The sequence below is a fragment of the Thermococcus sp. genome (assembly GCF_027063845.1).
GTDB lineage: Archaea > Methanobacteriota_B > Thermococci > Thermococcales > Thermococcaceae > Thermococcus.
On the sequence record NZ_JAMOQU010000042.1, the window covers coordinates 20,736 to 40,201 of the forward strand.

Genomic DNA, 19,466 nt, shown 5'->3' on the forward strand with positions numbered 1-19,466 from the left:
TGCGGTGGGAATGAAAAGAAAACTTAGCGCCTCCTTCCGAGGAGGAGCGGTACTAGGGCAAGTCCAACTATCGCGGCCGGTCCGCAGATTCCGCCCTTCTCCTTAGTGGTTGAGGTTGGAGTGCTGGTCTGCTCTCCTGGGGGTCTCTGATTCACCGGTTGAAGTCTGCTTTTCTTCAGATGCTGGCTTGAATCTCGCTCATAACGTTGTAAAGCTCCCACGGAAGGGTCGACTTACAAGTAACGGCACTCTTGGCTATTTTTCCGGTATTGGGTGAAACCCACTTCTTCTGGGTTCCGTTCCAAACCACGGCACCGCTTGGAACCTGAACGTTGTACTTAACGTCAACAAGCTGGCACCTGTAGCTGTGATACTGAACGTCTGAACCTGTAACAACGGCGGGGTCGTTGAGGAAGTGCCAGATGCGGTGGGTGTAAACGTCGGTCATTCCGCTCGGGGACGGGTTGAAGACACCCATGAAGAGACTACCCTGGGCAGCGAGCTGTACTATTCTAAGCTTATCTCCCTGAACACTCTGTACTCCAACGGGATTTGACACCGCAAGTGCGCTCGCGAGAACCAGCAACACGAGCGCTACCCCAATGCTCCTTTTTATGTGCTCACCTCCATGTCTGCTATTCCTCGTAATTATGGACCTTCTTAAATCTTACTGTCACATTTTTAGTTCTAAAATATCCTTAATAGACACAATTTGGCGTTAATATCTTGGCAGTTAAAGCGTGGGATTAATAAGTCTTTGAATGTTCCTTCATTGAAAGTGTAGAACTTTATTTTCCCACACAGTCCGTAGTTTTACAAAGATATAAAACTTAGGACGCCACCGGGTTTATAAACCCCCTCACCCTCTCAGGCTCAGGTGAGAGCATGGGAAGGCCAGTCTTCCTCGGAAAGGCGTACATAAACTGGTGCGAGAAATGCAACGTCCCGCTCATAGGCGATAGCTGTGCCGTTCATGGAAAGGAGGGCGTCTTCAGGCTGAACATAACTCCTCCCGGCGATTTGAGGTTCGCCTTTGAGAAGGACTTAGAGTTCATAAAATCGGTCTTCGCGGAGCACTTTGGCGTTGACATCGGCGAAGTCCTCGACGGAAAGGTCGTCCTCCTCAACAAGCTCCCGAGCGAGGACGAGGCCTACGAAATCATAGTTGACGGCTACGTCTTCGGCTACGTCAAGTTCGACCCGGTTGAGCTCCGCTGGAGGGCCGGTTTGAAGGTTGAAGGCGCCATAGCGCTCTGGAAGCGCTTTGGAAAGAAGATGAGGAAGTGGGTTATAGTCGATAAAGGCGCCGTCGAGCCAATAAAGAACGGTGCTAACCTTTTGGCAGTTGGCGTCTTGGAAGCTGACCCGAGCATAAGGGTCAACGACGACGTAATCCTCGTCTCTGAGGACGGCGAGGTCTTCGCGACCGGGATAGCGAAGAAGGACTACGAGGCTCTAATCAGGGGCGAGCGCGGAACGGGGGTCAAGCCCAAGAGACAGAAAAGCGTCAACTACCGCGAGGGAAGAAAGGCGACGATGGAGGACGTTCTGAGAGCCAATTCGATAGCGCTCGAGGAGAAGGTCATGAAAAGTCGGGAGTTCATGCGGAGGGTTGCCAGCAAATACTCGGACCTTCCCGTTGCCGTAGCTTTCTCAGGCGGAAAGGACAGTTTAGCGGTTCTCGGGCTGGCTCTGGAAGAGTTCGGGAGCGATTTTACTGTGTTCTTCAACAACACGGGAATAGAGTTTCCCGAGACTGTGGAGTACGTGGAGAAGCTGAGGAAGGAGCTCGAGCCGAAGGGTATAAAGTTCGTCGTTGCGGACGCAGGAGACGCCTTCTGGAGGGCGCTCTACGTTTTCTCACCGCCCGGTCGTGACTACCGCTGGTGCTGTAAGGTCACGAAGCTCGGTCCGATAACTCTGGCGATAAAGGAGAACTACCCGAAAGGAGTCCTCATGTTCGTCGGCCAGAGGAAGTACGAGAGCATAAAACGCTTTAAGCAACCTCGCGTGTGGAGGAACGAGTGGGTGCCAAACGAGATAGGTGCGTCGCCGATATTCCACTGGCGCGCTATAGAGGTCTGGCTCTACATCTTCAGCAGGAAACTGCCCTACAATCCGCTCTATGAGAGGGGCTTTGACAGGATAGGCTGTTTCCTCTGCCCAAGCGCTTCATTAGCTGAATTCGAGAGGCTCAAGAGGGAAAAGCCCGAGCTCTGGGAGAAGTGGAGAAAAGCTCTGGAGCACTGGAGGAAGCGCTTCGGTCTTCCGGAGGAGTGGATTACCTACGGCTTCTGGCGCTGGAAGAAGCTCAGCAAGGGTGAGAAGGCCATAGCGGGAAAACTCGGCGTCGATATTCCTGAGGAGCGCTCGTGGGAGCCGGTTAAGGTCAAAATTGAGGAGACCGGTGGAGGCTACGAGCTGGAGTTCAACACGGTTCTCAACAAGAAGCGCCTCCTGCAGGTAGCGCCGATACTCGGCGAGGTGAGCGTTGAAGGGGACGTCGTAAGGGCCGGCGAGGTCGAGTTCTTCACTGAGACGAGGATGGCCAAAGCTCCGGATGAGATGGAAGCGGTCAGCGCCTACTACCTCGTCAAAAGGGCCTACGAGTGCGTCGGCTGTGGCGTCTGTGTCGGCAAGTGCCCGGAGGAAGCTTTGAGCATAGACGAGAAGAGCAAGAAGATAGTCGTCGACTGGAACCGCTGTACTCACTGCAGGGAGTGCATGGAGGTCTGCCCGCTGTTGAAGATTAAGAACCCGGAGGAAGGGAGCCAGCTTTGAGCTGGCCTGTTCTTGCTTCCTTCCTTAGGTTTTGGTAAACTCGACTTTACAATTTTTGCAGAATTTGGTAAAGTTTGGTTGGCCATTTAAAGAACCTTTATAAGCCCCCCGCCATTCTCCCCCTCTGGTGAGAGACATGGAGGAGTACTTCATCTGTCCCGAGTGCGGTAGCGATGACGTTGAGGTCATCAAGGAGCGCGGGAGGGAGCTTACCCTTCGCTGTAACGAGTGCGGCAACGTCTGGCACGTGACGCTTCCAAAGCTGGTCAGAGTTCCGCTCATAGTGAGCAAGCACGAGAGGAGCTTTAAGAGCGAGGCGGAGCTTCCCGAAGGCGAGGAGATTAGAGTCGGCGACATCGTCGAGACCGAGGAGGACGAGGTAAGGATTACCGGAATCGAGCTGGAAGGCGGAAAGAGGGTGAACAAGGCGAAGGTCGGCGAGATAGTGACGCTCTGGGGCGAGAGCCTGACCTATCCGAAGGTTATCAAGGTCTCCATCTATATGCCCAAAGGAATCACGCAGTCGTTCCGCGTCAAGGTTCCGAGGGAAGAGGAGTTTGCGGTCGGAGAAGTCGTTGAAGTCGGGGGCTACACCTTCAGGATTGAGAAGATCAAGACCGAGAGGAAGATGCTCCATCACGGGAAGGCCCAGGCCGATAAAATCGTTGCCCTGATGGGCCACCACATCCCGAGGGCGAGGGCAAGGAGGAGTCTTGAGATTTACAGGGGATACGATAGGGAGAACGGTTAACCGCGTGATGCCGTGATGAGTTTCTTTATTTTCTGACCCCAGGGATGATGAGCTTGGCCGCTACTGATATCGTCCCGTTTGCTTCCTTTTTGGGTTTATTCTGAACCTTTACGCGTCTTTTCTAATGTGCATCGTACTACACGCAAAGGTTATAAGAAGGCCTGCAGAGGCTCCAGAGGTGATAAAATGCTATCGCTGGGAGTGAGACAGCTTGACGACATCCTGGGGGGTGGTGTTGAGGAGGGCTCAAGCGTTGCCTTCGTAGGCTCAATAGAGTACGATAACGTCATCCTAATGCATCAGGCGGTCCTTGAGGCTCTCAAAGCCGGCAAGCGGGTTCTAGTGGTTGACTTCAGACAGCCGCCGTCCACGCTTCTCAAGGAGCTTAGAAATCACGGTATAGACTACGAGCCGTTTCTCAACAACTCTCTGACGATACTGGACGGCTACTCGAACCTCTACGGCCAGGGCATTCAGGGAGGGCGGAACGTCCTTCCAAACCCGCTGGATTTAGGCATAACGACAGCAATCATAAGGGGGGCCCTTCAGGGAGACGAGTACGATATTCTGGTCATAGACGATGTTACCTCCCAGTACACCCTTCAGTCCAGTCCGAAGATTTACATAAAAGCCATTGTGAGGCTCGTTAATTCTGTCAAGTCCCTCGGAAAGACGACTTTTGTCGCGGTCTGTTCTGATGTGTTCGAAAAATCAGACCTAGCCGCAATATTAATTCCCTTTGACTACGTTGTTGAGGTTTCTAAGGGAGTAGTGGAGGTGAAACGCTCCCTCCAGCCCCTTCGTGTCGTTGAGCCAAAGTTCGCCTACGTGAGAACCCGGAATGGTATCAGTCCAACGAAAGAGCACTACCAGAGCCTTGAGGGGTTGAAGGCTCAGCTCAGGGCCGATGAGAACGGGGCCATATGGCTCAAGGATGTGAGAGTTCAAATAACCGAAGAATCAACAGAGAGGAGCCTTATAGAAACCGTTTACGACTTCCTCGGACCCGAAAAAGGGAAAGAACTCCTCTACACTTGGGGCAAGAAGCAGTTTATTGGTTATGGCGAGTACTCGAAGAGGCATAACACTAGCATAGAAGAAGCCCTGGAAGATATTTTCAAGTTCACGATTGCCAGTGGAGGCGGAAAACTTGAGCTCGTTGAGCTCTCGGATTCCGTGATAATAATTAGGGGCACAAACCTGTTCCCGAGCGGAAAAGGTTATCCCTATCCGTTCCACCCCAACTACGCCGGCTCGCTTGCCCAGTTCCTCACAGAATTCACGGGAGAGCGCTGGGAGGGAGAAGAGACCAAGTGCGAGGCGATGGGGGCAGAGCACTGCGAGTTCGTTTTGAGGAAGGTGAGATAGCGAAACCCTTTTAAATTCTCGTCCAAACTCCCCTCGCAAAACTGGATGAACGATGAGGTTTCGGAGGGATGAAAGATGGCGAAGCCGAGCTACGTGAAGTTTGAGGTTCCCCAGGAGCTTGCCGAGAAGGCCCTTGAGGCCGTCGAGATTGCTCGCGACACCGGAAGGATAAGGAAGGGCACCAACGAGACCACCAAGGCCGTCGAGAGGGGCCAGGCCAAGCTCGTTATAATTGCCGAGGACGTTGACCCCGAGGAGATAGTTGCCCACCTTCCGCCGCTCTGTGAGGAGAAGGAGATTCCGTACATCTACGTTCCGAGCAAGAAGGAACTCGGCGCCGCCGCTGGAATCGAGGTTCCGGCCGCGAGCGTCGCCATCATCGAGCCCGGAAAGGCCCGCGAGCTCGTTGAGGAGATTGCCACGAAGGTTAGGGAGCTCATGAAGTGAGCTCCTTTTCCTTCCTTATCACGAAAGGTTTAAGGTTCATCCCGCGAGTCTTTACGAGGTGTGAGGTATGAGCGACGAAGGCTACCCCGCCGAGGTTATCGAAATCGTTGGAAGAACCGGCGTCACCGGTGGCGTTACTCAGGTCAAGGTCAGAATCCTCGAGGGACGCGACAAGGGTCGCGTCATCAGGAGGAACGTTAAGGGTCCCGTTCGCGTCGGCGACATAGTCATCCTCAGGGAGACCGAGCGTGAGGCGAGAGAAATCAGGAGGAGGCGTTGAAAATGGCCCGCTGGAACGTCTGCTCCTACTGCGGAAGGGAGTTCGAGCCGGGAACTGGAAAAATGTTCGTCAGGAACGACGGCAGAGTGCTCTTCTTCTGCTCCAGCAAGTGCGAGAAGTACTACTTCATGGGCAGGAACCCGAGGAAGCTCAAGTGGACCAAGGCCTTCCAGGAGGCCAGGCTTCAGAGGGCCAAGAGGAAGTGATTTCTTTCTTTTCAATCCCCTTTCCACTCCAAAAAACCTATTAACCGCGCGCCCCATTCTATAATCGGTGTTGCCGATGGCCGAGAGCAAGGTCGAAAGAACCCTCGTTATTCTGAAGCCGGACGCCGTTGTTAGGGGTCTTATGGGCGAAATCATAAGCCGTTTTGAGAAGAGGGGCCTTAAAATCGTCGGAATGAAGATGATATGGATTGACCGCGAGCTCGCTGAAAAGCACTATGAGGAGCACAAGGGCAAGCCCTTCTTCGAGGCTCTGATAGACTACATCACCAAGGCCCCGAGCGTCGTGATGGTAGTTGAAGGGCGCTACGCCATAAGCGTCGTCAGGAAGATGGCCGGTGCCACCGACCCGAAGGACGCTGAGCCTGGAAGCATAAGGGGCGACTACGGCCTCGACGTCGGCGATGCGATTTACAACGTCATCCACGCCTCAGACAGCCCTGAGAGCGCCGAGAGGGAGATAAACCTCTACTTCAAGCCGGAGGAGCTCTACAGCTACTGCAAAGCGGCGGACTGGTTCTACCACACCCACGCGAGGGCAAGGAAGGAGTACCTCGACACGATGGACTGCCTTGAGAGATAAATGAGAAAAGAAAGATTAACCGATAACGAACTCCCTCTTTTCCCTCTTTCTCTCCCGGACAAACTTGGCGTATTCCTCAACGGCCTCCTCGCATTCCCGTTCCATTGCCGACCTCGTCTCCCTGACAGAGATTACCAGCAGGCCAAAGTAAAGCAAAACCGCGAGCATCGCAAGAACCAGCGCAGTAATGTCTCCCGGACCCATTAAAAACCCGATGAAAGGAAGTGCCAGCGGGACGAGGTAAGATATGACACGGAGCGTCCGGCCGGTTCTAAGGTCAGTCATACATTTCACCACGTCCTTCCACTGGGGAAACTCCCGTGGGAGTCTTCCGCCGACGACCAGGGTGTTCTCAACCCGATATATAGTGAGACCATCTTCATCAGTTAGACACGAGAGACCGTGGGAACCGGCGATGTCGGCAAGTTCTCCCTGACATGGGGTTGCCCTGAGCCACCTGAGGGAGGTTTCTCCGGGATAGTGCCCCGAGTAGGATATAAAGCGCAAGGCCCAAGATGAGCAGTACTTGGCTTTCACTGGCGGTCAACCCAATTCCAAAGGCGATTAGTATCCACGTCAAAAGTGAGACGCTCGGAAACTCATCAACGGTGAGGGCTCTCTTTCCTCGGAAGCCAGTGTAGATAATAGCCAGAATGAGCGCAAGGAACGTTTGGACTCCCGCAAGTTCTCCTGGCTGAAAGTCGCCGAGCGGCGTGCTCACGAATATGTTTCCTCTCCCCTGCATTGAAAGGCCGTCGGCGATTATGTAGACGAACAGAGGAGTGTAGAGGGCCATCGTCAGCTCGTAGCTTCTGCCCTTCACCTTTCCAAGCAGGAACGCGAGCCCAAGGCCAACAATCAGGCCGAGTGCGAGCGCTATCATGCCACCACCGTCGGTGGTTACCACTAGGGTTTTTAATCATTGCCCCGAACCCTTTAAAAACCCACGCCGGAGTTATGCTCAGGTGATGAAGATGGCAAAGAGGATTAGACAGCCCATCATAGCGGTTCTCGGTCACGTTGACCACGGCAAGTGCCTGCTCCCGAGCGAGACAGTCGTCGTCCCAGACCTTGGAAGGATAACGCTCGAAGAGCTCTTCAGGATGGGAAAGAGGGTTGTTGAGCGCGACAATGAAAAGGAAATCAGAGAGCTTTCATTCCCGATAACGTCCGCAGGGGGAGACGCAAGAGTTTCTCTACATACGGGAACCCACGTGTGGCGCCTCAGGCACAGGGGCAAGATGGTGAGGGTCAGACTGAAGAACTGGCACAGCGTTTCGGTAACTCCAGAACATCCGTTCCTCACTACTATGGGATGGAAACGGGCGGACCAGCTCAGGCCCGGCGACTACGTCGCGGTTCCGAGGTTCATCCATGCCAACGAGAGTAAAGAGGTCTTTGAGCGCTTTGTGAGAAGAAAGCTCTCAACTCCGGAGCTCATAGTGAAGCTTGAGAAAGACGTTCTCAACGAGATTAGGGACAGGTTCAAAGGAGAAAAGGAGTACAAAGTCCGCTCCAACGTCTTCCGCGCCGAGGACCTTGAAGGTCTCTGGGAGAAAGTTGAGAGAATAGCGTTCACACCGAGAATTCACCGCTCCGGCAAGCCAGTCCACTACATCAGGCTCCCGAAGACGGACGATGAATGGAAGGCTCTCTTCTACTTCGCCGGCGTTATGTTTGGCGACGGGAGCCAGGAGAAGATAGCCAACAACGACGTTGAGGTGTTTGAAAGGCTCAAGGCAGTGGAAGCCCTTGGGGTCGAGCTCATCAGGGTGAGGAGAAGAACCTCGTGGGAGATTGAAATCAGGAAGGGAAAGAACGCCCTGATAAGGCTTATCCGTGCTCTCTTCGACTATCCAGAGAGGCAGAAGGCCAAGAGCATAAAGGTTCCGAACGTTCTCTTCGTCGCACCGAGGGAATACGTTGCCGAGTTCCTCAGGGGATACTTCGATGCCGACGGACACGTAAGCCTCAAGGACGTCAGAATCGAAGTGACGAGCGCGTCCAGGGAGTTTCTTGAGGGACTTTCACTCGTCCTTCTCAGGTTTGGCATAGTTTCAAAGCTCTACCGTTCGGAATACACAACCCTCGTGATTTCCGGCAGGAGGAACCTTGAGGCGTTCAGGCGGTTCATCGGGTTTACTGTGAAGGAGAAGGCCGAACGCCTTGAAAAGGTGATAGGAAAGAGCAAGAAGAGTGAAACTTACCCAATATTCGAGGAGCTCAAGCGCCTCAGGCTCCTGTTTGGGTTCACGAGAACCGAACTTAACTCCTTCGTTCCGTTCTACTCAAAGTACGAGTCGAGCGAGGCGCCGAGCTACGAGACCCTGATGAGGATTCTCGATGCAATCGAGAGGGGCTCCCCATCGCTCGCAAGGAAGCTCGCGGTGCTTGAGGGCAAGTCCCGGGACCACAACTATCTTCTCGCCCTCGAAAAGGACGGCCTGATAAAGGACGGAAAGCTCACAGAACTCGGAAAGGAGCTTCTTGAGGTCTGGCGCAACAGGGAGTTCGATTCAAGCGACGTCGCCTATGTCCGCAACCTCGTCGAGAACTTCGTTTTCATCCCCGTTGAAGAGATAGAAGAGTTCGACTACGACGGCTACGTCTACGACCTCACCACCGAGACCCACAACTTCGTCGCCAATGGAATACTCGTCCACAACACGACGCTCCTTGACCGGATAAGGAAAACAAACGTCGCCGGCAAGGAAGCGGGCGGAATAACCCAGCACATCGGAGCGACGGAGGTTCCGATTGACGTCGTCAAACAGCTCGCCGGACCGCTCATAAAGCTCTGGAAGGGCGAGATAAAGCTCCCCGGCCTGCTCTTCATAGACACGCCCGGCCACGAGGCGTTTACGAGTTTGCGCGCGAGAGGAGGTAGCTTAGCTGATTTGGCCGTTCTTGTCGTTGACATCAACGAGGGCTTTCAGCCCCAGACGATAGAGAGCATTGAGATACTGAGGCGTTACAGAACACCCTTCATAGTTGCCGCCAACAAGATAGACAGGATAAAGGGCTGGGTTGTCGAGGAGGACGAGCCGTTTTTGGTCAACATCAAGAAGCAGGACCAGAGGGCCGTTCAGGAGCTCGAAACCAAGCTCTGGGAGCTCATCGGTAAGTTCTACGAGCTCGGCTTCCAGGCGAACCGTTTCGACCGCGTTCAGGACTTTACCAGAGAGCTGGCGATAGTTCCAATCTCCGCCAAATACGGCATAGGCATTCCCGAGCTTCTCGTTCTCATTGCTGGTCTCAGCCAGAAGTACCTCGAGCAGAAGCTCAAGATAGAGGTCGAGGGGCCAGCGCGCGGAACAATCCTCGAGGTCAGGGAAGAGCTCGGCCTTGGAACAACGATAGACGTTATCATCTACGACGGAACGCTGAGGAAGGATGACACAATCGTGGTCGGCGGAAAAGACAAAGCCATCGTCACCAAAATCCGCGCCCTGCTCAAGCCGAAGCCCCTCGACGAGATTCGCGACCCGCGCTTCCGCTTCGACCAGGTTGATGAAGTTACGGCCGCTGCCGGTGTCAAGATAGCCGCCTCTGGTCTCGAAGAGGCCCTGGCCGGTTCACCGGTAATCGCCGCGAGGAGCGAGGAGGAAATCGAAAAAGCCAAGCAGGAAATCCTGAACCAGATACAGAGCGTCGTCATAAGCACTGGTAAAATAGGCGTCATCGTCAAGGCCGACACCCTCGGAAGCCTTGAGGCCCTGAGCAAGGAGCTCCAGGAGAAGGGCATTCCGATAAGGAAGGCCGACGTTGGAAACATCAGCAAGACCGACGTCATGGAAGCTTTGAGCGTCCGCGAGGAGGAGCCGAAGTACGGCGTCGTCCTCGGCTTTAACGTCAAGGTCAACGAAGATGCAGAAGAGGTCGCGAAGGCCAAGGGAGTGCCGATTTTCGTCGGGAACATCATCTACAAGCTCATAGAGGACTACGAGGCCTGGGTCAAGGCGGAAGAGGAGAAGAAGAAGCGCGAGCTACTCAAGAACGTCACCTTCCCGGGAGTCATAAGGCTCTACCCGGACGAGCGCTACGTATTCAGGAGGAGCAAGCCGGCAATAGTAGGTGTCGAGGTGCTTGAGGGCAGGATAAGGCCGGGGGTAACCCTCATCAAGGAAACTGGCGAGAAAGTCGGCGTCATCAAGTCCATCAAGAACAAGAACGACTTCGTTCAGGAGGCCAAGAAGGGGGACGCTGTTGCCATAGCGATTGAGGGAGCAATAGTTGGTAGGCACATCCACCCTGGCGAAACACTCTACGTTGACCTCACCAAGAACGACGTCATAATACTTCTCAAACAGCTCAAGAACGAGCTCGATGAGAGCGACCTGAGGGCCCTCAAGATGACCGCAAAGGTCAAGGCCAAGGAGGACCCCTTCTGGAGGGCGGTTTGATTCCGACAGACTTTTATATTCTTCTTTCCCATCATCCGTGGTGAACACGATGGAGGGCAGACGGCTTAAGTGCCCGCTGTGTGGGGGAACGGACTTCCAGGTTGAGGAGGGAAAGCTCGACAGCAAGTGGGGCTTCACCGCCCATAAGGTCAAGATTGTGATATGCAAAAACTGCGGTTACGTGATGCTGTTCTACGAAGGAAGGACTATCTGGGACTTCGATTGAAAAGCAAAATCAAAGCCCGCCCTGAAGCCAGCCCACAAGTTTTAGGCTCGTTCCCTTCTCAATTTCTCCCTTCAGGTTCTCCTTCAGCGCGAACGCTCTAACCTTTCCGAGGGGCTCGTTGCTGAGGAGCATCATGTAGCCGGCCCCGCAGGGCGTTTCAACTTCCTCAAGCTCAAGGACATGAGCGGTCATGACGTAGTCGTCTATAAAAGCTCCCTGAACGCTTACCGCCGCTGGGAGAAGTATCTCGGCCTCGTTGAGGTCAATGACGACCTCTTTACCGTCGGGCAGTTTCGTGGTTTCCCTCTTGAGTTCCTCCGCCGTCCCCTTGTACACAAAGAAGGCCAGCTTAACGTTGAGCTTCTCCGAGTTTAGATAGGCTTTCTTCCTTTCGATGTAGTCGGTTGCATAGAAGGTAACTGCGGGAGAGTATTCGTTTAAAACCGCCCCCGAGACGTTAGCTTCGGGCCACTTCTTCCACTCGAGGACTTCTTTAACCTCGAACTCAACCGTTATCCCCTCAAGAACAGGAAAAGCTGTGACCGGTTCCATGTCGCGCTTTACGACTCTGAGGACCAGACCATGGACTAGGGAAACATCCACAACTTCATAGGAGAGCTTTTCCTTTCTGAGAAGCTTCTTCTTCTCGAACTCAACGCTCCTGGCCGGGTACTTTCCGAGAACGGCATCCTCGATAAGATTCAACCCCGCCCTCTGGGGGGTGCAGACGGTGTCAAGGTGACTCCCGTGATGGATTCCGCTTATGAATTTTAACTTTTTCCTCCCACCAAAAACCATAGAATCCCACCGTTGTTAGTACAAAAGGGGATTTAAAAACCTAACGTCTCCGGGTGAGTTCAACAATCGCCTCGACGTGAGGCGTGTGCGAGAACATGTCCACGAGAACCGCTTCTTCCACGCGGTAAGCTTTTTTCAGGTGGTTCTCGTAGTCGAGCCTGAACGCCTTTGGGTTACAGGAGACGTAAACAATCCTTTCAGCCCCACTTTTCACCAGCAGTTCCCCGGCTTCCTTCAGCCCCCTCCTCGGTGGGCCAACTATCACGGTATCGTAATCACCTATCGGGGTCTCCTCAGCCCTCCCAACGCGGAATTGGGCGTTTACTCCGTTCAGCTCGGCGTTTTCCTTGGCCATCTCGACCGCAAAGGGGTTAATCTCGACTCCCTCAACGGCAAAGCCCCTCTTGGCGAGGTAAACGCCGAAGGTACCGACGCCCGAGTATAGGTCGAGAACCCTTTCGCCGTCGGCGAAGTCCTCAATGGCCCTGAGGAGGAGCTTAAGGGCGTAGCTGTTGGTCTGAAAAAAGCTGTTGGGATGTATGAGATACACCACGTCATCAATCCGCTCCCTTATGAACTGGCTCCCCGCAACGTGCAGGGGTTCTCCGCGCGGGTCGTCCCTGTCATCGGTTTTGAGGCTCCAGTAGAGTGAGTCCGCGAAAGAGAAGTAGTCCCTAAAAGCTTCGGCCGTTTCTTCGGAAGGCCTGCGATGAGCTATGAGGTTTACCATGGCCTCTCCAGTGAACTTGCCCTCCCTGACCTGGAGGTAGTGAACATCTCCGGTTTTCCGTTTCAGGCTCCACGGCCCAAGCCCCGTTTCCGCCAGAAAGTCGCGGAGGGCGCGCAGGTATTCAGGGGTTTTCTTCGAGAAGACGGGACACTCCGAAAGGTTCACAACGCCAAGGGGGTTTCCGTACTCCTTGAGGCCAGCGTCGTTGGTCGTCACGATGAAGTTGCTCACGTTGCGAAAGCCCCAGATTTTGGGTGAGCCCTTAATTTCGGCCCTTATTCCGGTGATTCGCTCGAAGAGTTCAGCCTTGAGTTCAAGCTGGGCCTTGTACTTCAGCCCCTGCCAGAGACAGCCGCCGCACTTCCCGAAGTGCCTGCATCCCGGAAGAATCCTCAGGGAGGAAGGCTTCAGAAGCTCAAAGTCCCTCGCAATCAACCTGCCGAAGCGCCTTCTCGTTGATTTGACCCTAACCCAATCGCCGGGGTAAGCGAATGGGACGTAAACGGTTTTGCTCCCGGCTTGAAGAACTCCAAGGCCGTCGTCGCTGAGCCCTTCTATTCTTCCGTTTACCATGGAGGATGATTTGCCCGGTCGCTTAAGAATCCTTCGAAGCCGATAATGCACAACTCTGCACGTGTGCACAGGTGTGGTAAGGTTTATATCCCCGTCGTTCGAAGCACAACCGAGGTGTCCGCGATGAGCTACCGTGAATACCGCGACAAGGTTTTGGGGTTTATTGAGGACCACGAGCACTGGAGGGCCCACACGATAAACCTCATAGCGAGCGAAAACGTGACTTCTCCGACGGTTACCCGGGCCGTCGCGAGCGGTTTCATGCACAAGTACGCCGAGGGCTGGCCGAAGCAGAGGTACTATCAGGGCTGTAAGTACGTTGACGAGGTCGAGCTGATTGGAGTGGAGCTCTTCACCAAGCTCTTCCAGAGTGATTTTGCCGACCTCAGGCCGATTTCCGGAACCAACGCCAACCAGGCGGTCTTCTTCGGCCTCACCCAGCCCGGAGACAAGGCGATAGTTCTCCACACCAGCCACGGTGGCCACATAAGCCACATGCCCTTCGGAGCGGCTGGAATGCGCGGGCTTGAGGTTCACACCTGGCCCTTCGACAACGAGGAGTTCAACATTGACGTTGACAAGGCCGAGAAGCTCATCAGGGAGCTTGAGCCCAAGATAGTCGTCTTCGGTGGCTCGCTCTTCCCGTTCCCGCACCCGGTCAAGGAGCTCGCGCCCGTTGCCAAGGAAGTTGGAGCCTACGTCATGTACGACGGCGCCCACGTCCTCGGACTCATTGCCGGAAAGCAGTTCCAGGACCCGCTCCGCGAGGGTGCCGACATAATCACCGCCTCCACCCACAAGACCTTCCCAGGGCCTCAAGGCGGTGTCATAATCTACAAGCGCTTCGGCGAGACCGAGGAGATAGCCAAGCTTCAGTGGGCCATCTTCCCTGGAGTTCTTAGCAACCACCACCTCCACCACATGGCCGGAAAGACTCTCACCGCGGCTGAGATGCTCGAGTACGGTGAGAAGTATGCGGAGCAGATAGTTAAGAACGCGAAGGCCTTGGCCGAGGCCCTCGCCGAGGAGGGCTTCAAGGTTATCGGCGAGGACAAGGGCTACACCGAAAGCCACCAGGTCATCGTTGATGTCAGCGACCTCCACCCCGCTGCTGGAGGCTGGGCGGCACCGCTCCTTGAGGAAGCTGGCATAATCCTCAACAAGAACCTCCTGCCGTGGGACCCGCTTGAGAAGGTCAACGAGCCGAGCGGTCTGCGCATAGGCGTCCAGGAGATGACCCGCGTTGGAATGTTCGAGGACGACATGAAGGAAATTGCTCACTTCATCAAGCGCGTCCTCATCGACAAGGAGGACCCGGCCAAGGTCAGGCGCGATGTCTACGGCTTCCGCGCCGAGTTCCAGAAGGTCTACTACTCCTTCGACCACGGCCTCCCGCTTAGGGAGTGATTGGGCTCCCTCCAGTTTTTCCATTCTTACCTTGGTTTACTTCCAAGGATTCTCCAACGGTCTCGGATTTTCTTGAAGAAAAAGTTATAAGCTTCCTTCTCAAGGCGTTTCCAGCGGTGCCTGGCCTTCATTCACCGCGCACCCCCACCAGGCACCGTAACCGTGCGCGTAAAATCAGAGGTTTGAATAAGGGGCTTAAATCACGGCTAAAATCAAACCCCTTCAAATCACTTTGAAACGAACGAAAGCGTTAATTGCTCTTGTGGTGAGTTTATCTTGGTGGTGTCCGTGAAAAGGGCAGTCCTTGCGGTTCTAATAATCGTCGGACTGGTTGCTGGTTATCTAATCCTTGGCCACAACGGCTCTGCTGAAGCTTCACATGATAACAACACCCCTGTTACCCTTTCCCTTGACAGGGAGCGCTACTCGACGACGGACACGATGCTCATGACAATCACCAACAACGGCAACGAGACCGTCACCGTTGGCTATCCCTTCGAGCTCTACCGGGAGGAGAACGGCGAGTGGGTCAAGGTAAACGTTGACCTCATGTTCATTCAGTCGGTTGTTCAGCTTGAACCCGGGAAGAGCTGGACCCAGAAGGTCAGCCTCTCCCAGCTGAAGCTCTCATCTGGCCATTATAAGATAGTGAAGAAAGTTTCAACTCACCAAATGACCCTCACCGTGAGTGCCGAGTTCTACATCGAGGGCTGATGTTTCATTTATCCCCTACCGCCTCTTCTGGCAAAACTTTTTATTCTCCATCCACATACCCAACCCTCGGCTAAAGGGGTGATGCTCATGAAGTTCTGTCCGAAGTGCGGTAACCTCATGCTCCCTGACCGGAAGAAAAAGGTCTGGGTCTGTCGTGTCTGTGGCTACGAGGAGCCCTTTGACGAGGAAAAGGACAGGGCTAAAACCAGAATAACGCAGAAGGTCGAGCACAAGCCGGACGAGGAGATAGTCGTCATTGAGCAGGATGTCAAGACTTTGCCGACCACCAAGGTCACCTGCCCCAAGTGCGGTAACGACACGGCCTACTGGTGGGAGATGCAGACGAGGGCCGGCGATGAGCCGAGCACGATATTCTATAAGTGCACCAAGTGTGGCTACGTATGGAGGGCCTACGAGTGAACGAGCTCGAGCGCGAAACCCTCGTAAGGCTCGCGAGGAAGGCCCTGAAGGAGCTTGAGGAAGCCTACCGCAGAGTTCCTGATACCGACAACGGAAAAGCTTATTTATTCCGCGGAAAAGAAAGGGTTAGGCTCATGCTTAAAATACTGGAGGGATGAAGATGCCGTTCGAGGTCGTTTTTGACGGTGCCAAGGAGTTTGCCGACCTTATCGCGACAGCGAGCAACCTGATAGACGAGGCCGCCTTCAAGTTCACCGAGGAAGGCATAAGCATGCGCGCGATGGACCCGAGCAGGGTCGTCCTCATAGACCTCAACCTCCCTGAGAGCATATTCTCCAAGTACGAGGTCGAGGAGCCCGAAACCGTTGGAATCAACATGGACCAGTTCAAGAAGATACTCAAGCGCGGAAAGGCCAAGGACACTCTCATCCTCAGGAAGGGCGACGAGAACTTCCTTGAGATAACCTTTGAGGGAACGGCAAAGAGAACGTTCCGCCTTCCGCTCATAGACGTTGAGGAGCTTGAGCTCGACCTTCCGGAGCTCCCGTTCACAGCTAAGGTCGTCGTCCTCGGCGAGGTTCTTAAGGAAGCCGTTAAGGATGCCTCCCTCGTCAGCGACGCCATAAAGTTCATCGCCACCGAGAGCGAGTTCGTCATGAAGGCCGAGGGAGAAACGAATGAGGTCGAGATTAAGCTCACCCTTGAGGACGAAGGTTTACTTGACCTCGAGGTCGAGGAAGAAACCAAGAGCGCCTACGGAATCAGCTACCTCAGCGACATGATAAAGGGCATCGGCAAGGCCGACGAGGTAATCCTCCGCTTCGGCAATGAGATGCCCCTCCAGATGGAGTACATGATTAGGGACGAAGGAAGGCTCGTGTTCCTCCTCGCCCCGCGCGTCGAGGAGTGATTCCCCTTTCCTTTTCTCTGAGGTGGTGGCATGGACATCGTCAAGCTCAGGGAACTGCTTGAGCAGGAACTTTCGAGCGTCGAACTGACGGAGTTAGACGACGACTTTTACAGGGAGTTCGACAGCCTAATCAAGGCCCTCAAGCTGAGCGCCGAGAGCTCCCGCGAGAGGGGCGAAAGCGTCGAGGAGAGACTTTACTTAGCCCAGCTCAAGATAGCGGAGGAGCTGATGAAGGAGATAATCAAGCTCCGCCTCCACAAGATTGTTGACCTCGCCGTCGAGGGAAGGATAGCTGAGATGACCGACGAGGAGAGGAGGATTTTCAGGATTCTCAGGGCCTTCGTCGAGCGCGAGGAGCTTCCAGATGTCGGGGAAGAGCTTCTGGAGGTCGAACCTGAGCCTGGTGAAGCTGAAACCCCAACTAAAAGACCACTGCGGGAGGCCTACATCGTCACCGCCGAGCTTCCAGCGATTCTCGGGCCCGACCTGAGGGAGTACGGCCCATTCAAGGCCTGGGACATGGCGGTTCTGCCCGAGGAGATAGGAAGGGTCCTCGTCGAGAGGGACGTTGCCTTCAAGGTCAAGATTTCCCCGTGATTTCTATGCCCTTCTCCGTCTGCATGCGGGACTGCTACGACACCTGCTCAATGGTGAGCGAGCTCAATGACGGAAGGCTCAGGGTTAGGGGCAATCCGGAGCACCCGATAACGGCCGGCTTTCTCTGTCCCAAGGGTGCTCTACTTCCGAAGTGGTTCCACTCGGAGGACAGGCTGAAAAAGCCCCTCATCAGGACGGGCGAGAGGGGAAGCGGTTCCTTCAGAGAAGCGAGCTGGGAAGAGGCGATAAGCCTCGTAGCGAAGAAGCTGAAGGAAACCATAGAGAAGCACGGGAGCGAGAGCGTTCTCGTTTATCAGTACGCAGGTGATAGGGGAGTTGTGAACTACGCGTTCCCGCTGAGGCTCTTCCACTACCTCAACACCGCCATGCTCGACTACGGAATCTGCGACAGGGCCGGGCAGGAGGCGCTAAAGGACGTTTACGGAACCGCCGTCGGTCTCGACCCGGAGGGGCTTAAAAACCAACGGCTAATCGTCTACTGGGGGATAAACGCCTTCTGGACGAACCTTCACGGTTTCGCCCTCGCTAAAAGGCACGGCCTTGAAATCTGGACGGTTGACGTCGTCAGGACAGAAACGGCCCGGAGAAGCGACAGGTTCTTTCAGGTGAGGCCAGACACGGACGTTCTTTTGGCTTTGGGTGTTGCGAAGGTCATCATCGAGGAGGGACTTTACGATAGGGCCTTCGTCCGCGGGAACGTTTACGGTTTTGATGAATTCAAGAATTATGTAAAAACATTATCGCTTGATTATGTAAGTAAAGAGACAGGCTTGAGCGTTGGAGAGATAGGAACTTTTGCCCGCGAGTTTGCAGAGAAGAGAGGAGTAATCCACATCGGATACGGCTTCCAGCGCTCCCTTGCTGGTGGGGAGGCTGTCAGGGCGATAGCAATCCTCCCCGCCCTCGTCGGCCACAGCTTCGGCTTCATTTACGACATGAAAACGATAGACAAGTCCTACGCAGAAGGCGCCTTCCTGAGGAGGAAGCCGGCAAAGAGAATCCCCCAGATAAAGCTGGCGGAATACATTGAACGGGGCGAGATTAAGTTCCTTTACGTCTACAACTCCAACCCCCTCACGAGCCTTCCGAACCAGACCCTGCTGAGAAAAGCCTTAAGTGAGAGCGACGTCTTCGTCGTTACGCACGACATCTTTCTCACCGACACTGCCCTCTACTCGGACGTCGTTTTACCGGCAAACACCTTCTTCGAGAGGCTTGACATAGCGGATTCCTACTACCACCGCTACGTAGCTTTGAACGAGCCTGTCACGAGGCGGTATGGCAGGAGCAACAGTGAGGTGACGAGGCTTCTCGCGAAGGCCCTTGGAATAGAGAATCCCTACCTCTACGAGAGCGACGAGGAAGTAATTCAAAAGGTTCTTGAACTCAACGGGCTGAGTTGGGAAGAGCTGAAGGCAAAGGGTTTCGTCAAAATTCCGGAAAAGCCGAGAAGGTGGAAAACTCCGAGCGGAAAAATCGAGTTCTTCTCGCAGAGGGCCGTTGAGAGGGGCCTGAGTCCGTTTCCTGAATACAGGAAGTTTGAAGGAAAGTACCCGCTCCGCCTGCTCACGCCAACTTATAGAATGACAATAACGAGCCAGTACCACAACACATACGGAATGGTTGACCCCAGCCTCTACATCAATCCGGTTGACGCGGAGGAGAGATGCATTGAAGATGGCGAGACGGTCGAGGTCTTCAACGACCGCGGAAAAATAAGGACGGTAGCAAAGTTTAGCGACGACGTTCCAAGTGGTGTTGTCCTGCTCTACAAGGCATTCTGGGTCAGGCTCCTCGGCTGGAACGCCAACTTCCTGACGACGGATGAGACCGTTGAGGACTACGGGAACGGCTCGGCGTACCATTCAACGTGGGTCGAGGTTAGGAAGATTAAAGGCGAATGAATCTTTTGATGGCCCTAATTGTGACAACGGAAATTTGTGTCAGTTTACACAATGACAACTATTTTTAAGCGGGTCTGGACTTCTCCTCACTGGCTTTAAAAGGCCTTTGTTTATCCGCCAAGTTTTTGCCCAAAAACGAACCGAAAAGCTTATATATTCGAACCAATGAGGTTTATAGTGAAGACGACACAGGAAAAGGAGAGGTGATGAAAGATGGTCGTCATAGGAGAAAAGTTCCCAGAGGTTGAGGTCAAGACCACCCACGGAGTGATAAAGCTCCCGGACTACTTCGCCGAGAAGGGCAAGTGGTTCATACTCTTCAGCCACCC

22 protein-coding genes and 1 pseudogene are annotated in these 19,466 nt (G+C 54.3%); 17 read left to right on the forward strand and 6 right to left on the reverse strand.

The genetic code is table 11. From position 1 onward, the window contains the following. Positions 1-23: 23 nt before the first annotated feature. Positions 24-155: a CGP-CTERM sorting domain-containing protein gene (locus tag MVO87_RS03245; RefSeq protein WP_297512428.1), complete on the reverse strand. Its 132-nt coding sequence runs from the start codon at positions 153-155 to the stop codon at positions 24-26. 20 nt (positions 156-175) lie between these two features. Next, positions 176-589, reverse strand: coding sequence for a hypothetical protein (locus MVO87_RS03250; RefSeq protein ID WP_297552159.1), 414 nt, complete (start codon positions 587-589; stop codon positions 176-178). Positions 590-885: 296 nt separating this feature from the next. Between MVO87_RS03250 and MVO87_RS03255 the strand changes: the two genes are divergently transcribed. The 7 genes from MVO87_RS03255 (at position 886) to ndk (ending at position 6,434) form a co-directional block, all read left to right on the forward strand. Next, entirely contained in the window at positions 886-2,781 is a 1,896-nt protein-coding gene (locus MVO87_RS03255) for a phosphoadenosine phosphosulfate reductase domain-containing protein (protein ID WP_297552160.1), read from the forward strand. A gap of 136 nt (positions 2,782-2,917) precedes the next feature. Further along, positions 2,918-3,532, forward strand: coding sequence for an HVO_0476 family zinc finger protein (locus MVO87_RS03260; protein WP_297512751.1), 615 nt, complete (start codon positions 2,918-2,920; stop codon positions 3,530-3,532). Positions 3,533-3,718: 186 nt separating this feature from the next. Further along, positions 3,719-4,900 (forward strand): V4R domain-containing protein, encoded by a 1,182-nt coding sequence (locus tag MVO87_RS03265; protein ID WP_297552162.1) that lies wholly within the window; start codon positions 3,719-3,721, stop codon positions 4,898-4,900. Between the two features lie 75 nt (positions 4,901-4,975). Next, positions 4,976-5,347, forward strand: a complete 372-nt coding sequence (rpl7ae, locus tag MVO87_RS03270) for a 50S ribosomal protein L7Ae (protein WP_042689830.1) — start codon at positions 4,976-4,978, stop codon at positions 5,345-5,347. 67 nt (positions 5,348-5,414) lie between these two features. Continuing rightward, a complete protein-coding gene (locus MVO87_RS03275; RefSeq protein WP_011250261.1) occupies positions 5,415-5,627 on the forward strand; it encodes a 30S ribosomal protein S28e in 213 nt (70 codons plus the stop codon). Positions 5,628-5,629: 2 nt separating this feature from the next. After that, positions 5,630-5,833 carry a 50S ribosomal protein L24e gene (locus MVO87_RS03280; protein ID WP_011250260.1) on the forward strand — a complete coding sequence of 68 codons (204 nt, stop codon included), beginning with the start codon at positions 5,630-5,632 and terminating at the stop codon, positions 5,831-5,833. Positions 5,834-5,909: 76 nt separating this feature from the next. Then, positions 5,910-6,434, forward strand: a complete 525-nt coding sequence (gene ndk, locus MVO87_RS03285; RefSeq protein ID WP_297516478.1) for a nucleoside-diphosphate kinase — start codon at positions 5,910-5,912, stop codon at positions 6,432-6,434. Between the two features lie 15 nt (positions 6,435-6,449). Here the strand turns inward: ndk and MVO87_RS03290 are convergent, their stop codons facing one another. Further along, positions 6,450-6,719, reverse strand: a complete 270-nt coding sequence (locus MVO87_RS03290; RefSeq protein ID WP_297516474.1) for a hypothetical protein — start codon at positions 6,717-6,719, stop codon at positions 6,450-6,452. Between the two features lie 97 nt (positions 6,720-6,816). Next, positions 6,817-7,317, reverse strand: a complete 501-nt coding sequence (locus MVO87_RS03295; RefSeq protein WP_297516476.1) for a hypothetical protein — start codon at positions 7,315-7,317, stop codon at positions 6,817-6,819. 91 nt (positions 7,318-7,408) lie between these two features. Between MVO87_RS03295 and infB the strand changes: the two genes are divergently transcribed. Continuing rightward, positions 7,409-10,837 (forward strand): intein-containing translation initiation factor aIF-2, encoded by a 3,429-nt coding sequence (gene infB / locus MVO87_RS03300; RefSeq protein ID WP_297552171.1) that lies wholly within the window; start codon positions 7,409-7,411, stop codon positions 10,835-10,837. Between the two features lie 49 nt (positions 10,838-10,886). Then, entirely contained in the window at positions 10,887-11,063 is a 177-nt protein-coding gene (locus tag MVO87_RS03305) for a zinc ribbon domain-containing protein (RefSeq protein WP_169730284.1), read from the forward strand. Positions 11,064-11,072: 9 nt separating this feature from the next. Here MVO87_RS03305 and MVO87_RS03310 read toward each other — a convergent pair whose 3' ends face one another. Together MVO87_RS03310 and rlmD are read right to left on the reverse strand one after the other, a co-directional pair. Continuing rightward, positions 11,073-11,861, reverse strand: coding sequence for a hypothetical protein (locus MVO87_RS03310; protein ID WP_297516462.1), 789 nt, complete (start codon positions 11,859-11,861; stop codon positions 11,073-11,075). Between the two features lie 40 nt (positions 11,862-11,901). Then, the gene (rlmD, locus tag MVO87_RS03315) at positions 11,902-13,164 is read right to left on the reverse strand and encodes a 23S rRNA (uracil(1939)-C(5))-methyltransferase RlmD (protein WP_297552164.1); all 1,263 of its coding nucleotides are present in this window, start codon (positions 13,162-13,164) and stop codon (positions 11,902-11,904) included. Between the two features lie 123 nt (positions 13,165-13,287). Here rlmD and glyA point away from each other — a divergent pair, with 123 nt between their 5' ends. The 8 genes and pseudogenes from glyA to MVO87_RS03355 all read left to right on the forward strand — a co-directional run. Next, positions 13,288-14,571, forward strand: coding sequence for a serine hydroxymethyltransferase (gene glyA / locus MVO87_RS03320; protein ID WP_297552173.1), 1,284 nt, complete (start codon positions 13,288-13,290; stop codon positions 14,569-14,571). A 279-nt stretch (positions 14,572-14,850) separates the two neighbouring features. Next, positions 14,851-15,285 (forward strand): immunoglobulin-like domain-containing protein, encoded by a 435-nt coding sequence (locus tag MVO87_RS03325; protein ID WP_297513389.1) that lies wholly within the window; start codon positions 14,851-14,853, stop codon positions 15,283-15,285. Positions 15,286-15,372: 87 nt separating this feature from the next. Next, positions 15,373-15,705: a transcription factor S gene (locus MVO87_RS03330; protein ID WP_099210765.1), complete on the forward strand. Its 333-nt coding sequence runs from the start codon at positions 15,373-15,375 to the stop codon at positions 15,703-15,705. After that, positions 15,702-15,863 (forward strand): hypothetical protein, encoded by a 162-nt coding sequence (locus MVO87_RS03335; RefSeq protein WP_167914929.1) that lies wholly within the window; start codon positions 15,702-15,704, stop codon positions 15,861-15,863. The genes MVO87_RS03330 and MVO87_RS03335 overlap by 4 nt, the downstream gene beginning before the upstream one ends. 2 nt (positions 15,864-15,865) lie before the next feature. After that, positions 15,866-16,615, forward strand: a complete 750-nt coding sequence (locus MVO87_RS03340) for a DNA polymerase sliding clamp (RefSeq protein ID WP_042689803.1) — start codon at positions 15,866-15,868, stop codon at positions 16,613-16,615. Between the two features lie 30 nt (positions 16,616-16,645). Next, the gene (locus MVO87_RS03345) at positions 16,646-17,212 is read left to right on the forward strand and encodes a DNA replication complex subunit Gins51 (RefSeq protein WP_297515694.1); all 567 of its coding nucleotides are present in this window, start codon (positions 16,646-16,648) and stop codon (positions 17,210-17,212) included. A 5-nt stretch (positions 17,213-17,217) separates the two neighbouring features. After that, entirely contained in the window at positions 17,218-19,137 is a 1,920-nt protein-coding gene (locus MVO87_RS03350; RefSeq protein WP_297515697.1) for a molybdopterin-dependent oxidoreductase, read from the forward strand. A 213-nt stretch (positions 19,138-19,350) separates the two neighbouring features. Beyond that, positions 19,351-19,466: pseudogene (locus MVO87_RS03355) on the forward strand (peroxiredoxin); the annotation flags it as partial.

Bases quoted from the DNA above. Each gene is read 5' to 3' on its own strand.
- MVO87_RS03255 (WP_297552160.1), top strand. From the start codon at position 886: ATGGGAAGGCCAGTCTTCCTCGGAAAGGCGTACATAAACTGGTGCGAG.
- MVO87_RS03260 (WP_297512751.1), top strand. From the start codon at position 2,918: ATGGAGGAGTACTTCATCTGTCCCGAGTGCGGTAGCGATGACGTTGAG.
- MVO87_RS03265 (WP_297552162.1), top strand. From the start codon at position 3,719: ATGCTATCGCTGGGAGTGAGACAGCTTGACGACATCCTGGGGGGTGGT.
- rpl7ae (WP_042689830.1), top strand. From the start codon at position 4,976: ATGGCGAAGCCGAGCTACGTGAAGTTTGAGGTTCCCCAGGAGCTTGCC.
- MVO87_RS03275 (WP_011250261.1), top strand. From the start codon at position 5,415: ATGAGCGACGAAGGCTACCCCGCCGAGGTTATCGAAATCGTTGGAAGA.
- MVO87_RS03280 (WP_011250260.1), top strand. From the start codon at position 5,630: ATGGCCCGCTGGAACGTCTGCTCCTACTGCGGAAGGGAGTTCGAGCCG.
- ndk (WP_297516478.1), top strand. From the start codon at position 5,910: ATGGCCGAGAGCAAGGTCGAAAGAACCCTCGTTATTCTGAAGCCGGAC.
- MVO87_RS03290 (WP_297516474.1), bottom strand. From the start codon at position 6,719: ATGACTGACCTTAGAACCGGCCGGACGCTCCGTGTCATATCTTACCTC.
- MVO87_RS03295 (WP_297516476.1), bottom strand. From the start codon at position 7,317: ATGATAGCGCTCGCACTCGGCCTGATTGTTGGCCTTGGGCTCGCGTTC.
- infB (WP_297552171.1), top strand. From the start codon at position 7,409: ATGGCAAAGAGGATTAGACAGCCCATCATAGCGGTTCTCGGTCACGTT.
- MVO87_RS03305 (WP_169730284.1), top strand. From the start codon at position 10,887: ATGGAGGGCAGACGGCTTAAGTGCCCGCTGTGTGGGGGAACGGACTTC.
- MVO87_RS03310 (WP_297516462.1), bottom strand. From the start codon at position 11,861: ATGGTTTTTGGTGGGAGGAAAAAGTTAAAATTCATAAGCGGAATCCAT.
- rlmD (WP_297552164.1), bottom strand. From the start codon at position 13,164: ATGGTAAACGGAAGAATAGAAGGGCTCAGCGACGACGGCCTTGGAGTT.
- glyA (WP_297552173.1), top strand. From the start codon at position 13,288: ATGAGCTACCGTGAATACCGCGACAAGGTTTTGGGGTTTATTGAGGAC.
- MVO87_RS03330 (WP_099210765.1), top strand. From the start codon at position 15,373: ATGAAGTTCTGTCCGAAGTGCGGTAACCTCATGCTCCCTGACCGGAAG.
- MVO87_RS03340 (WP_042689803.1), top strand. From the start codon at position 15,866: ATGCCGTTCGAGGTCGTTTTTGACGGTGCCAAGGAGTTTGCCGACCTT.
- MVO87_RS03345 (WP_297515694.1), top strand. From the start codon at position 16,646: ATGGACATCGTCAAGCTCAGGGAACTGCTTGAGCAGGAACTTTCGAGC.
- MVO87_RS03350 (WP_297515697.1), top strand. From the start codon at position 17,218: ATGCCCTTCTCCGTCTGCATGCGGGACTGCTACGACACCTGCTCAATG.